The following is a 12575-nucleotide window of genomic DNA, read 5'->3' on the forward strand; positions in this document are numbered from 1 at the left end:
ACCACATTAGTAGAGGTCGCTCTGGGATCGAATTCGGCGCTGCTGCGCATGTCCGCGAAGCTTCGATGCTCAGTTGGGCGGGTCCGGGAGTACCCGTAGATGCCCGCGTCTGCCGGTGCGATTCGGGCGCTGCTGGGCGGGCGGGTAATCGGTGTAGCCGCGCGGGTCGGGTTCCGGTGTGCGGCGGCGCAATCCGGCTTCGCGCACGGCCTCGGCCAGCGCGGTCAGATCGTCGTCGTCGGGTGTGCCGGAGGAGAACCCGCCCTCATGCTTGACCAGTTCCCAGCCCTTGGGGGCGGTGATGCGGGAGGCATGTGTCTCGCAGAGGTCCCAGGAGTGCGGTTCGGCGACGGTGACCAGTGGTCCGACCACTGCCATCGAGTCCGAGTACACATAGGTCAGCGTCGCAACGGCCGGATTCTTGCAGCCTGGACGGCAGCAACGACGCATGGGAATCACGCCATGCAGGGTAACCCTCCGGGCGCGCCGAGGGGGATAGACACGCTCAATGAGGTCGGCCTCACTCGAGCAGATGTCCGGTTCGGCCGGTCGATGTCCGGTTCGCCGGGTGTTGCGCGAGCGACGCCGAGGCGAATCCAACTCGAGGGTGGATTGCGGTTAGATTCAGTGTTATGACCCGTTCACGTAAACGACCGGCGCCGACCGCGCGCTCGGTGATCCGCCGCGGGCGGGGTGTGCGCGGGCCGATGTTGCCGCCGACGGTTCCGGCGCGGCGCACGCGCGGGCAGCAATTCGATCGGCTCGTCCTGGAGGCGTTCGCGCCCCTGGAGAGTCGCTGGCACGACCAGCTGACCAAACTCGATATCGCGGTCGATGATGTGCCGAAAATTCGTCCCCTGCACCCGGATTCGGTGACCTGGCCGGATGAGGTCGTCGCCGACGGACCGGTACCCCTGTCGCGCCTCATCCCGGCAGGGGTGGACCGATACGGTCAGGCGACCCGCGCCCGAGTTGTCTTGTTCCGCAAACCCTTGGAACTACGCGCGGGCGACCCTGACGACCTGGTGGACCTGCTGCGCGAAGTTCTCGTCCAGCAGATCGCGACCTACCTCGGGGTCGACCCGGATGTGATCGACCCCGAACCCGGAGAGTAACTCCGGGACGCACGGCGGCACTGAAATCAGCTGCCGCCCAGTGCGTTTGAAACTTGCTGCGCTGGGTACGCAGCAAGGTCGACTTAGATGATTCCGCGCTTCAAGCGACGACGCTCGCGCTCGGAAAGCCCGCCCCAGATGCCGAACCGCTCATCATTGGCGAGGGCGTATTCCAGGCATTCATCGCGAACTTCGCAGCCCAAGCAGATGCGCTTGGCCTCGCGGGTGGAACCGCCCTTCTCGGGGAAGAACGCCTCCGGATCGGTCTGGGCGCACAGCGCCCGTTCCTGCCACTGCTCCGCTTCGGTCATCTGACGACCACCGCGGGAAAAACTGTCGAACGCTTCATCATTGCCCGTGACGATCAAGCTCAGGCGCGGCGGTTCGGGCTGATATTGCGCTCTCGCCCATTGGCCGCCCCCCGGCCGCGTCGTCATCGGTTCACCCCCCTCGATTCCGTTCCAAGCATCGGCGCAGAAGCCAGGTGCTGCGCCAGCTGTGGAATCGGTTTGCGATACACCGCCTGGAATTTCTGACGGGGCCAGCTCATCGGCCATCGCTCCGCCTCCTCACTGTGTGTTAGCGCAGAATGATTAATCCGCCGGAACCGATCCCACCGACGGCCCAACACCGCGACGTAGTCCCGCGGCCATCCCCGAGCTGTTCGCCATTCCAATGATGCGAACGCGTGTTCGAAATGCTGTCCGCGCCTTGAGCTCTCGCGCGGACCCGGAATGACATGCCTGTGATTAGACACGCCGGGCGTGGCGGTGGTCAAGCCGCCGAAGCTATTCCGTTACCATCCGCGACCCCGTTCGGCAAGGTTCCCGCAGATCAAACAGCAAATTCACAGCAAATATCCCGTGAAGGTTCTTCCGGCCCGAAACGCTTAGGCTGTGCGGATGTGACTCGAGAACAAGCGGACACCGCACCCGGAACCGGTCTGCGCATCGCGGTATTGGTCGGCGGAGTGGGCGGCGCGCGGTTCCTGATGGGCGTGCGAGAGCTGGTCCCCGGGGCCGAGGTGACTGCCATCGTCAATGTCGGCGATGACGTCTGGATGCACGGCCTGCGCATCTGCCCTGACCTGGACACCTGCATGTACACGCTGGGTGGCGGCATCGATCCGGAACGCGGCTGGGGCCATGCGAACGAGACCTGGAACGCCAAGGAGGAGCTGGCGAAATACAACGCTCAGCCCGATTGGTTCGGACTGGGTGATCGCGATATCGCCACCCATCTCATTCGCACCGAAATGCTGCGCCAGGGGTATCCGCTATCGGCGGTGACCGAGGCGCTGTGCAAACGCTGGGAACCGGGTGTGCGACTGCTTCCCGCAACCGACGATCGGTCCGAAACGCACGTTGTTATCGGTGACCCGGAGAACCCTGGCGAACGTCGCGCGATCCATTTCCAGGAGTGGTGGGTCCGCTATCGGGCAAACGTAGAGACCCATGGATTCGTGACTATTGGGGCGGATCAAGCAAAACCGGCCCCCGGTGTGACGGAAATCATAGAGTCCGCAGACGTCATTCTGCTGGCCCCTTCGAACCCCGTGGTGAGCGTCGGATCCATCCTCGCGGTCCCCGGAATCCGCGGCGCGCTGCGCACCACCGATGCCAAGGTCATCGGCCTCTCACCCGTGGTGGACGGAAAACCATTGCGCGGCATGGCCGATGAATGCCTCTCGGTGATCGGCGTGGAAACCACCGCCGAGGCGGTCGGCAACTACTACGGCGCGCGCACCGGCACCGGCATCCTCGACGGCTGGCTCATCCACGACACCGATACCGCCGACGTCCCCGGCGTGGAGGTGCGCGCGGTGCCCCTGCTCATGACCGATCCGGCCGCCACCGCGGAGATGGTGCGCCAGGCCCTCGATATCGCCGGGGTGAAACCATGAGTGAGACAACGGGATTGCCCGAATTCGGGGACCACGCGTCCGGTGGTGCGCTGACCATCCTGCCGATCGAGGGGCTGCCGGAATTCCGGCCCGGCGATGACATCGCCGAACATATTGCGGCGCAGGCGAGTTGGCTGCGGGACGGGGATGTGCTGGTGGTGACCAGCAAAATCATCTCCAAGGTGGAGGGGCGCATCGTGGCCGCGCCCACCGATCCGGACGAACGCGATGCCGCGCGACGCGAACTCGTGCAGCAGGAGGCGGTGCGCGTGGTCGCGCGCAAGAACCGCACGCTCATCACCGAGAACAAGCTCGGCATCGTGCAGGCCGCCTCGGGTATCGACGGCTCCAATGTGGAGCGGAACGAACTGGTGCTGCTGCCGGTCGATCCGGACGCCAGCGCCAAGGCATTGCGCACCGCGCTGGCCGAACGGCTCGGCATTCAGGTCGCGGTGGTCATCACCGACACCATGGGACGAGCCTGGCGAAACGGCCAAATCGACGCTGCCATCGGATCTTCCGGGCTGCGCGTCATGCACGACTACGACGGCGCGATCGACGGGCAGGGTAATGAACTGCACGTCACCCTCGTCGCCATCGCCGATGAACTGGCCGCCGCGGCGGATCTGGTGAAGGGCAAGCTCGGCGGCGTCCCGATCGCGGTGGTGCGCGGACTGGACTATGTGGACGACGGATCGACGGCGGCGGATCTGCTGCGGCGCGGGGTCGAGGATCTGTTCTGGCTCGGCACCGAGGAAGCCATCGACCTCGGTCGCGGTCAGGCACTGCTCATGCGCCGTTCGGTGCGCCAATTCGCCGACACCCCGGTCGAACCCGAGTTGATCCGCGCCGCCGTCGGTGAGGCGCTCACGGCTCCGGCTCCGCATCACACCCGCCCGGTGCGATTCGTGTGGGTCCGCAAGCGCGGACTGCGCAATCAGCTCCTGGAAGCGATGGCCGAGAAATGGCACGCGGATCTGAAGGGTGACGGCCTCTCCGATGAGCGCGCCGAACGCCGAGTTTCCCGGGGCCGCATCCTGTTCGACGCCCCCGAGGTGATCATCCCGTTCTGCGTTCCCGACGGCGCGCACGACTATCCGGATGAGCGCCGCCGCGCCAATGAGGCGACCATGTTCAACGTGGCGGTCGGCGCGGCCGTGCAGGGCCTGCTGGTCTCGCTCGCCACCAAGGGCATCGGCAGCTGCTGGATCGGCTCCACCATCTTCGCCCCGGAGATCACCCGCGAGGTGCTCGGTCTGGCCCCGGACTGGAATCCCCTGGGGGCCATCGCGATTGGCTACCCGCTCGAAGAGCTCGCGCCGCGTGATCCCCGTGAGCCGGGTATGGGGCTGGTCGAACTGTGAGCGCGGAGTCGTTGCACAAGTCCGCCGTGGAGTTGCTCGAAACGTGGTCTCCGGCAACGGGTTCGGAGCAGTCGCTGCGGGAGGCGATGCTGGCGTTCCTGGGTTCCGCGCCGCGCGGGTGCCTGCGCGAGCACGCGGCGGGGCATATCACCGCCTCGGCGATCGTGCTCTCGCATGACGAGTCCGAGGTGCTGCTGACGCTGCATCCCCGGGTCGGGCGGTGGATTCAGCTGGGCGGGCATTGCGAGGAATCGGACGATACGGTCGCGGCCGCCGCGTTCCGGGAGGCCACCGAGGAATCCGGGATCGCGGGGCTGACCCTGGAGCCCGGGTTGTACGGCGCGCAGGCGCATCCGATCAAATGCTCACTGGGCGTGCCGACCCGCCACCTGGATCTGCTGTTCAAGATCAAGGCCCCGGAAGGCGCTGTGCCCGTGCGCAGTTCGGAATCCGACGATCTGCGCTGGTGGCCGGTGCACGCACTGCCCGCCGACTCCGACGTACTACTGCACTGAACGGCGGTCGATCCGGCCGCCTGTCCGGTGGCTCACTCAGCGGCCCCTCGCGTTGATTCCGGCCGGGGGACCGCATAGAGTCCGGATTCGTAAGACGTTCTCAGGGCGGGGTGGAAATCCCCACCGGCGGTCATGGCGTCCGGCCTATCCGGTGCGCACGAGCCCGCGAGCGCCGCGCGATTCGCGAGAATCGCGCGGGTCAGCAGATTCCGGTGTGAGCCCGGAGCCGACGGTCACAGTCCGGAGGAAAGAGAACGCGACGGTTCCTACCCGGCCGCAGCCCGGCCGGGTGAGTTCGCGTCGTCATGCCCTGGGTGACAACGCGAACAGGAGAACACTCATGTCACCCATTACCGATTCCGCTCGGGTCGCGATCATCGCCGCACGCTGGCATTCGGAGATCGTGGACAATGCCGTCGAGGCCGCCCGCATCGGGCTCGCCGATCGCGGCTACACCGAGATCGATGTGATCGAGGTGCCCGGCGCTTTCGAAATCCCTTTGCAGGCACAGCGTTTGGCCAAGAGCGGGCGCTATGTCGCGGTCGCGGCGTGCGCGCTGGTCGTCGACGGCGGTATCTACCGGCACGATTTCGTGGCCTCGACCGTGGTGGACGCGCTCATGCGGGTGCAGCTGGACACCGATGTACCGGTGTTCTCGGCGGTGCTCACCCCGCATCATTTCCATGAGCACGACGAGCATTTGACCTACTATTCACGGCATTTCACCGTGAAGGGCGCGGAATTGGCGAACGCCATCGCGTCCACGCTCGCACTGGACGCCGTGCTCAGCTGATACGACGCAGTCCCGCACCCCGGTGGGGGTGCGGGACTGCCGCGCTGCGGCGGTACGGCATTGCGCCGCAGCGGATATGGTTCCGGTCGCGTACGCGGGCAGCTAGACCGGAACCGGGCTCTTCTCCAAAGACGGTGCGGCGGTGGCGGGATGATCGTCCACCATGGTGGTCTCGTCGAACGGCAGCTGCCGATCCAGTACCGCCCGCACCCGCGCCGGTTCGATGGTGTTGGTCCAGGTGCCGATGAGCACCGTGGCGACCGCGTTGCCCGAGAAGTTGGTCACCGCACGAGCTTCCGACATGAACCGGTCGATGCCGACGATCAGGCCGACGCCGTCCAGCAGTTCCGGGCGATGGCTCTGCAAACCGCCCGCCAGGGTGGCCAGGCCCGCGCCGGTGACCCCGGCCGCGCCCTTGGACGCCACGATCATGAACACCAGCAGTCCGAGCTGTTCGGTCCAGGACAGCGGTTTGTGCATGGCGTCGGCGACGAACAGCGTGGCCATGGTCAGGTAGATGGCGGTGCCGTCCAGATTGAACGAATACCCGGTCGGCACAACGACACCCACGGTGGTGCGCTCCACGCCCAGATGCTCCATCTTGGCGATCAATCGCGGCAGCGCGGACTCCGAGGAGGACGTTGCCACGATCAACAGGTATTCGCGGGCCAGGTAGCGCACCAGCTTGAAGATGGACACCCCGGCCGCCGCCCGCAGCAGTACGCCCAGCACGCCGAACACGAAGACGGCGCAGGTGAGATAGAACGCCACCATGAGCAGCGCGAGCTCCTTCACCGCGTCCAATCCGGTGCGCGCCACCACATTCGCGATCGCGCCGAACGCGCCGAGGGGAGCCAGCCACAGGATCATGGTGAGAATCCGGAAGACCAGTTTCTGCACCAGTCCGATACCGCGCAGCAGCGGTTCGCCGGTGGCTCCCATGGCCTGGATGCCGAAGCCGACCAGCAGTGCCACGAACAGGGTCTGCAGCACCTTGCCGGCGGTCAGCGACGACACCAGCGTGGTGGGGACGATGTCCTTGAGGAAGTCCCAGGTGCCGCCCGCGCCCTGCGCGTCCTTCACGTATTTGGCGGTTTCCTTGGCGTGCCCGGCGATATCGAGCCCGCTGCCCGGATGCAGCAGATTGCCGACCACCAGGCCGATCGCCAAGGCCACCGTCGACATGATCAGGAAGTATCCGAGGGCCATACCGCCGACCTTGCCGACCTTCGCGGCCGCCCGCACCGACCCGATGCCGAGCACGATGGTGCAGAAGATGACCGGCGAGATCATCATCTTGATCAGGTTCACGAACAGCGTGCCGAGTTCGCCGACCTGCTTGCCGAATCCCGGTGCCAGCCAGCCGACCAGGATGCCCGCCAGCACGGCCACTATGACGGCCAGGTACAGCCAGTGCGTCCGATCGCGCTTGGGCGCGGTGTTCGGTGTCGCGTTGCCCGGCGTCCCGCCGGTGTCGTTCGGTGTCGTCGTACTCATTACTGTTCGGTCCCCATCTTCCGCGGGTGTGAGCCCGCTCACGCCGCTGCGTGAAGAATGATGTCCCCGGACAGTGACGCGGGTCACTGTTTCGTAAGTTTTGTTCACGGAGGCGCAGTGATCGGTCGAAGAACGGAGCCCAGGCGCGGGCGCACGGTCGCCGGGCAGGTGTTCGTGGTGCAGCTGCTGGTGCTGGCCGTGGTCATCGGGGTCGCGACCGCGCTGGTGGTGTTGCAGACCCGGCGGGCGCAGGATGACGCCACGCGCGATCGGGTCACCGATATCGCGGTGGCGGTGGCGCAGTCCCCGGCCACGCTGGCGGCCGTGCGGACTCCGGATCCGACGGTGCTGCTGCAACCGGTCACCGAGGCCATCCGCACGCGGACCGAGGTCGATTTCATCGTGGTGATGGCCCCGGATCGCACCCGGTACACCCATACCGATCCCGAGCGGATCGGAAAACCGTTCAGCGGCACCATCGATCGCGCGCTGGCGGGGGAGACCTTCACCGAGACGTTCGCGGGCACTTTGGGTCCGTCCATTCGCGCGGTCACCCCGGTGCGCGACGCGGACGGCCGGATCGTGGCGCTGGTATCGGCCGGGGTCACCCGCACCCATATCGGCGCGCAGGTGCGCGAACAGCTGCCGATGATCCTGATCGTCGCCGCGGCCGGACTGCTGCTGGCGACATTGAGCGCACTGCTGTTGCGGCGCAGGCTGTTACGGCAAACCGTCGGCCTGGCCCCCGGCGAGCTGCGAGCACTCTACGACCACCACGACGCCGTGTTGCATTCGATACATGAGGGCCTGCTGGTGTTCGACAGGAGCGGGGAACGCGCGGAGGTGGTGAACGACGAGGCCCGTCGCCTGCTCGAACTACCGCCCGGTGCGGTTGCCCGCACGGATCTGCCGATCTCATTGCAACGGTTGGGATCCGGGGTGGTGCGCGATGAGATGCATGTGACCGCCGATCGGGTGCTGGTGGTGAATCAGGATGTGGTGGAGCAGAACGGGCGGCGCGCGGGCACCGTGCTCACTCTCCGCGACCACACCGAATTGCGGGATGTGATGGGGGAATTGAATTCGGTGCGCGGTTTCGCCGACGCGCTGCGCGCCCAGGCGCACGAGGCCGCGAACCGATTGCACGCGGTGGTGACCATGGTCGAATTGGGCCGGGCCAAGGAGGCGGTGGTGTTCGCGACGGCGGAACTCGAACTGTCACAGGCGCTCATCGACCGACTGGCCGGTGCGGTCGCCGAACCGGCCGTGGTGGCGCTGCTGCTGGGCAAGGTGGAGCAGGCCGCCGAGTACGGGGTGGAGTTGACGGTCACCGGTGACACCCTGCTGGACTCCACCGAACCGCTCACCGCGCACGAAATGGTCACGCTGCTGGGCAATCTCGTCGACAACGCGCTGGACGCGGTCGGCCGCGACGAGGACGCCTGGGTGGAGGTGACCGTACGCCGGGATGAGACCGAACTGTATGTGCGGGTTGCCGATAGCGGGCCGGGCATGTCGGAGGAATTGTTCAGCCGCGCGACCGAGCGTGGCTATTCCACGAAAACCGACCACCACGGTTTGGGATTGGCGCTGGTACGGCGTTTGGTGGCCAGGCACGGTGGGGAATTGCGTGCCTGGCGGGAGCCGGAATCCGCTGTCATAGTACGGTTTTCGCTGCCCGAGTCGCCCCCGAATGAATCCGGGAGTGCCGATGGAAGCGGTCGGCGATGATCAATGTCCTTATCGTGGAAGATGATCCGGCTATCGCGCAGGCGCATAAGTCATATGTGGAGCGACTGCCCGGTTTTCGGGTTGCCGGGGTCGCGCACACCGGACGCGATGCCATCGCCGCCGCCGGAAGGTCACAGCGCGGTGACGATTCGATAGACCTCGTCCTGATGGATATCGGTTTACCGGATATGAGCGGTCTGGCCGTCGCGGCGGCGCTGGCGGGGCTGCGGCCGCGTCCCGACGTCATCGCGGTCACCTCCGCGCGTGATCTCGCCATGGTGCGCGCCGCCGTCGCGCACGGGGTGGTGCTGTATCTCCTTAAACCGTTTACCTTTTCGGCGTTCCGGGAGAAGCTCGAGCGCTATCTCGACTATCGCGCGGCGCTGCCCGCGGGCGAGGCCGCGATCTCGCAGCAGGAGATCGACCGCGCCTTCGGGGTGCTGCGCACACCGGATCAGCGGACTACCTCGCCGAAAGGTATTGCGCCGCAGACGATGGAGGAGGTGTCGAAGGCGGTGCGCGCGGCGCCTTCGGGGGTGTCCGCGGGTGAGGCTGGGCGAGTCGTCGGCGTTTCGCGGGTTACCGCGTGGCGATACCTGGAACGTCTCGCCGAAGACGGCGTGGTGGAGCGGCGAACAGACTACGGTCGCACCGGGCGGCCACAGGTTCGCTACGTGTGGTTGCACTGAGCTCCGGTTCACCACCGGTTTGCCTGTGATGTGCGGTGACTGCGCTCACATGGTCAGTTGCCCGACTGGGGTCTGCCCATGGTGTAACGGTTGCCACCTTTGGCGGCCAATCAGTGTTGTAACGGGGATAGAGTCTGTACATATCTACCTGCGAAGTTCTGAGGTATCTAATTAGCGGGGCAAACGTGCAAATGGTCGGCAAACGGTCGGGTTCGCCGGACCCTAAACGACACCTGTGGGTGTTGGGGCTCATCGCCCCTGCGAGTGCTTTGTTGCCTTCACAGCTGGTGCTGCACACCAAAGCCGAGGTGTTCTGGTGGATCGGACCGATCATCGTTCTGATTGTCATACCCGTGCTGGATTGGGTCGTAGGGGAAGACGGCACCAATCCGCGCGACGAGGATTACGAACTACTCAGCAATGACCGGTACTACCGGTGGTGCACCTATCTGTTCCTGCCTGTGCAACTGGTCGGCCTGGTCATCGCGGCCGTGATGTGGGCGGGCGACGATCTGTCCGTCATCGACAAACTCGGGCTCGCCGCCACGCTCGGCTTCGTCAGCGGTATCGGCATCAATGCCGCGCACGAACTCGGGCACCGGGTGGAGAAGCTGGAGCGCTGGCTGTCGAAACTGGCGCTGGCGCAGTCGGCGTACGGGCATTTCTTCGTCGAACACAACCGCGGGCATCATGTGCGCGTCGCCACACCGGACGATCCGGCCAGCGCGCGCATGGGGGAGACGCTGTGGGAGTTCCTGCCGCGCAGCGTGATCGGCGGATTCCGGTCCGCCATCACGCTGGAACGCGCGCGGCTGCGGCGAAAAGGCAAGGGCTGGTGGAGTGTTCAGAACCACGTGTTGCAGGCGTGGTCCATGACGGTGGTGCTGTTCGGTGTGCTGCTCGCGGTGTTCGGGCCGCGCATCCTGCCGTATCTGCTGTTGCAGGCGGTCATCGGCATCGCACTGCTGGAGACGGTCAATTACGTCGAGCATTACGGGTTGCTGCGGCGACGGCGACCCAATGGCAACTGGGCGCGCTGCTCGCCACGGGACAGCTGGAACAGCGACCGCCTGGTCACCAATATCTTCCTGTTCCATCTGCAGCGGCACAGTGATCACCACGCGAATCCCGGTCGGCGGTACCAGACTTTGCGGACCTCCGATGAGGCCCCGCAACTACCGGCCGGATACGCCACCATGATCCTGCTCGCCATGTTCCCGCCGCTGTGGCGCTATGTCATGGACGCGCGATTACTCGCGCACTACGGCGGGGATATCGGGCAGGCCAATATCCAGCCGCGCAAACGCGAACGCATCCTCGCCCAGCACGGCGGCGATATGGCGGCCGCGGCCTGAATCGCGCATAACCCCCGGCTACGGCAGGGTCACCTCCCCTCGAGGCGGTGACCCTGCCGTCGTTGTGTCGCCCGCCCAGGGCACCGACTAGCCTTGCCAGGGGAAGCAGGCCGACCAGGAGAGGCAGATGACGACCGCAGTGAGCAGCATGATGACCGCCGACGTCCGCAACGGGATCGACTTCAAGGTGGCGGATCTGTCGCTGGCCGAGTTCGGCCGCAAGGAGATTCGGCTCGCCGAGCACGAGATGCCGGGTCTGATGGCCCTGCGTCGCGAGTACCACGATGTGCAGCCGCTGCGCGGCGCGCGCATCTCCGGCTCGCTGCACATGACCGTGCAGACCGCCGTCCTGATCGAGACCCTCGTCGCGCTCGGCGCTGAGGTCCGCTGGGCGTCCTGCAATATCTTCTCCACCCAGGACCACGCCGCCGCCGCGATCGTGGTGGGCCCCAACGGCACCGAGGAAGAGCCCAAGGGCACCCCGGTGTTCGCGTGGAAGGGTGAGAGCCTCGAGGAGTACTGGTGGGCCGCCGAGCAGATGCTCACCTGGCCGGGTGAGCCCGCCAACATGATCCTCGACGACGGCGGCGACGCCACCATGCTGGTGCTGCGCGGCGCGCAGTTCGAGAAGGCCGGAGTCGTTCCGCCCGAGGACGAGACGCACTCCGATGAATACAAGGTGTTCCTGAACCTGCTGCGCGCGAGCCTGGAAGCCGATAAGGGCAAGTGGGGCAAGATCGCCGACAGCGTCAAGGGCGTCACCGAGGAGACCACCACCGGCGTGCTGCGGCTGTACCAGTTCGCCGCCGCGGGTGAGCTGTCGTTCCCGGCGATCAACGTCAACGACTCGGTCACCAAGTCCAAGTTCGACAACAAGTACGGCACCCGGCACTCGCTGGTGGACGGCATCAACCGCGGCACCGACGTTCTGATCGGTGGCAAGAAGGTGCTGATCTGCGGTTACGGCGACGTCGGCAAGGGCTGCGCGGAGTCGTTGAAGGGCCAGGGCGCGCGCGTCCAGGTCACCGAGATCGACCCGATCAACGCGCTGCAGGCGCTGATGGACGGCTTCGACGTGGTCACCGTCGAGCAGGCCATCGCCGACGCCGACATCGTGGTCACCTCGACCGGCAACAAGGACATCATCACCCTCGATCACATGAAGGCGATGAAGGGCCAGGCCATCCTGGGCAATATCGGCCACTTCGACAACGAAATCGATATGGCCGCCCTGGAGCGTTCGGGCGCACACCGCCTCAACATCAAGCCCCAGGTCGACCTGTGGACGTTCCAGGACACCGGCCGCGCCATCATCGTCCTGTCCGAAGGCCGCCTGCTCAACCTCGGCAACGCCACCGGCCACCCCTCCTTCGTCATGTCGAACTCCTTCTCCAACCAGGTGATCGCCCAGATCGAACTCTGGACCAAGCCCGAGGAATACGACAACGAGGTCTACCGCCTCCCCAAGCACCTCGACGAAAAGGTCGCCCGCATCCACGTCGAGGCTCTCGGCGGCACGCTGACCAAGCTCACCAAGGACCAGGCCGAATACATCGGCGTAGACGTCGAAGGCCCCTACAAGCCCGAGCACTACCGCTACTGAGTCGAATACC

At 65.9% G+C, this 12575-nt stretch carries 12 protein-coding genes and 1 riboswitch; of the genes, 9 read left to right on the forward strand and 3 right to left on the reverse strand.

Annotated features, from left to right (window positions below; all coding sequences use genetic code 11):
- Positions 1–69: 69 nt before the first annotated feature.
- The gene (locus ACFC4D_RS41865; RefSeq protein ID WP_375966452.1) at positions 70–450 is read right to left on the reverse strand and encodes a DUF3499 domain-containing protein; all 381 of its coding nucleotides are present in this window, start codon (positions 448–450) and stop codon (positions 70–72) included.
- Positions 451–632: 182 nt separating this feature from the next.
- Here ACFC4D_RS41865 and ACFC4D_RS41870 point away from each other — a divergent pair, with 182 nt between their 5' ends.
- Complete coding sequence (locus ACFC4D_RS41870) at positions 633–1115, forward strand: metallopeptidase family protein (RefSeq protein ID WP_375965792.1); 483 nt, start codon at positions 633–635, stop codon at positions 1113–1115.
- An 83-nt stretch (positions 1116–1198) separates the two neighbouring features.
- Here the strand turns inward: ACFC4D_RS41870 and ACFC4D_RS41875 are convergent, their stop codons facing one another.
- Positions 1199–1426 carry a WhiB family transcriptional regulator gene (locus ACFC4D_RS41875; protein ID WP_033089244.1) on the reverse strand — a complete coding sequence of 76 codons (228 nt, stop codon included), beginning with the start codon at positions 1424–1426 and terminating at the stop codon, positions 1199–1201.
- Between the two features lie 632 nt (positions 1427–2058).
- On the opposite strand from ACFC4D_RS41875, the gene cofD reads away from it, so the two are divergent.
- The 4 genes from cofD (at position 2059) to ACFC4D_RS41895 (ending at position 5690) form a co-directional block, all read left to right on the forward strand.
- Positions 2059–3018, forward strand: coding sequence for a 2-phospho-L-lactate transferase (gene cofD, locus ACFC4D_RS41880; protein WP_364640476.1), 960 nt, complete (start codon positions 2059–2061; stop codon positions 3016–3018).
- On the forward strand, positions 3015–4382 hold the full coding sequence (locus ACFC4D_RS41885; RefSeq protein ID WP_376071954.1) for a coenzyme F420-0:L-glutamate ligase: 1368 nt from the start codon (positions 3015–3017) through the stop codon (positions 4380–4382). The genes cofD and ACFC4D_RS41885 overlap by 4 nt, the downstream gene beginning before the upstream one ends.
- Positions 4379–4897 (forward strand): NUDIX hydrolase, encoded by a 519-nt coding sequence (locus ACFC4D_RS41890; protein WP_376071957.1) that lies wholly within the window; start codon positions 4379–4381, stop codon positions 4895–4897. The genes ACFC4D_RS41885 and ACFC4D_RS41890 overlap by 4 nt, the downstream gene beginning before the upstream one ends.
- Before the next feature lie 92 nt (positions 4898–4989).
- A riboswitch (FMN riboswitch) is annotated at positions 4990–5157 on the forward strand.
- An 80-nt stretch (positions 5158–5237) separates the two neighbouring features.
- Positions 5238–5690 (forward strand): 6,7-dimethyl-8-ribityllumazine synthase, encoded by a 453-nt coding sequence (locus ACFC4D_RS41895; protein WP_376071960.1) that lies wholly within the window; start codon positions 5238–5240, stop codon positions 5688–5690.
- A gap of 102 nt (positions 5691–5792) precedes the next feature.
- Here ACFC4D_RS41895 and ACFC4D_RS41900 read toward each other — a convergent pair whose 3' ends face one another.
- Positions 5793–7187 (reverse strand): cation:dicarboxylate symporter family transporter, encoded by a 1395-nt coding sequence (locus tag ACFC4D_RS41900; protein ID WP_376071963.1) that lies wholly within the window; start codon positions 7185–7187, stop codon positions 5793–5795.
- 60 nt (positions 7188–7247) lie between these two features.
- Here ACFC4D_RS41900 and ACFC4D_RS41905 point away from each other — a divergent pair, with 60 nt between their 5' ends.
- The 4 genes from ACFC4D_RS41905 (at position 7248) to ahcY (ending at position 12565) form a co-directional block, all read left to right on the forward strand.
- On the forward strand, positions 7248–8918 hold the full coding sequence (locus ACFC4D_RS41905) for an ATP-binding protein (protein ID WP_376071966.1): 1671 nt from the start codon (positions 7248–7250) through the stop codon (positions 8916–8918).
- Complete coding sequence (locus ACFC4D_RS41910) at positions 8915–9607, forward strand: response regulator (RefSeq protein WP_376071969.1); 693 nt, start codon at positions 8915–8917, stop codon at positions 9605–9607. The genes ACFC4D_RS41905 and ACFC4D_RS41910 overlap by 4 nt, the downstream gene beginning before the upstream one ends.
- A gap of 191 nt (positions 9608–9798) precedes the next feature.
- Positions 9799–10962, forward strand: a complete 1164-nt coding sequence (locus tag ACFC4D_RS41915; RefSeq protein WP_375965804.1) for an alkane 1-monooxygenase — start codon at positions 9799–9801, stop codon at positions 10960–10962.
- Positions 10963–11089: 127 nt separating this feature from the next.
- A complete protein-coding gene (gene ahcY, locus ACFC4D_RS41920; protein WP_375965806.1) occupies positions 11090–12565 on the forward strand; it encodes an adenosylhomocysteinase in 1476 nt (491 codons plus the stop codon).
- Positions 12566–12575: the final 10 nt, after the last annotated feature.

Source organism: Nocardia sp. NPDC056000, from assembly GCF_042269265.1.
Classification (GTDB): Bacteria; Actinomycetota; Actinomycetes; order Mycobacteriales; family Mycobacteriaceae; genus Nocardia.

What these genes read in the sequence shown, in the direction of transcription:
- ahcY (WP_375965806.1), top strand. Translation starts at nt 11,090, where the DNA reads ATGACGACCGCAGTGAGCAGCATGATGACCGCCGACGTCCGCAACGGG.
- ACFC4D_RS41895 (WP_376071960.1), top strand. Translation starts at nt 5,238, where the DNA reads ATGTCACCCATTACCGATTCCGCTCGGGTCGCGATCATCGCCGCACGC.
- ACFC4D_RS41915 (WP_375965804.1), top strand. Translation starts at nt 9,799, where the DNA reads ATGGTCGGCAAACGGTCGGGTTCGCCGGACCCTAAACGACACCTGTGG.
- ACFC4D_RS41900 (WP_376071963.1), bottom strand. Translation starts at nt 7,187, where the DNA reads ATGAGTACGACGACACCGAACGACACCGGCGGGACGCCGGGCAACGCG.
- ACFC4D_RS41885 (WP_376071954.1), top strand. Translation starts at nt 3,015, where the DNA reads ATGAGTGAGACAACGGGATTGCCCGAATTCGGGGACCACGCGTCCGGT.
- ACFC4D_RS41905 (WP_376071966.1), top strand. Translation starts at nt 7,248, where the DNA reads ATGTCCCCGGACAGTGACGCGGGTCACTGTTTCGTAAGTTTTGTTCAC.
- ACFC4D_RS41910 (WP_376071969.1), top strand. Translation starts at nt 8,915, where the DNA reads ATGATCAATGTCCTTATCGTGGAAGATGATCCGGCTATCGCGCAGGCG.
- ACFC4D_RS41865 (WP_375966452.1), bottom strand. Translation starts at nt 450, where the DNA reads ATGCGTCGTTGCTGCCGTCCAGGCTGCAAGAATCCGGCCGTTGCGACG.
- ACFC4D_RS41870 (WP_375965792.1), top strand. Translation starts at nt 633, where the DNA reads ATGACCCGTTCACGTAAACGACCGGCGCCGACCGCGCGCTCGGTGATC.
- ACFC4D_RS41875 (WP_033089244.1), bottom strand. Translation starts at nt 1,426, where the DNA reads ATGACCGAAGCGGAGCAGTGGCAGGAACGGGCGCTGTGCGCCCAGACC.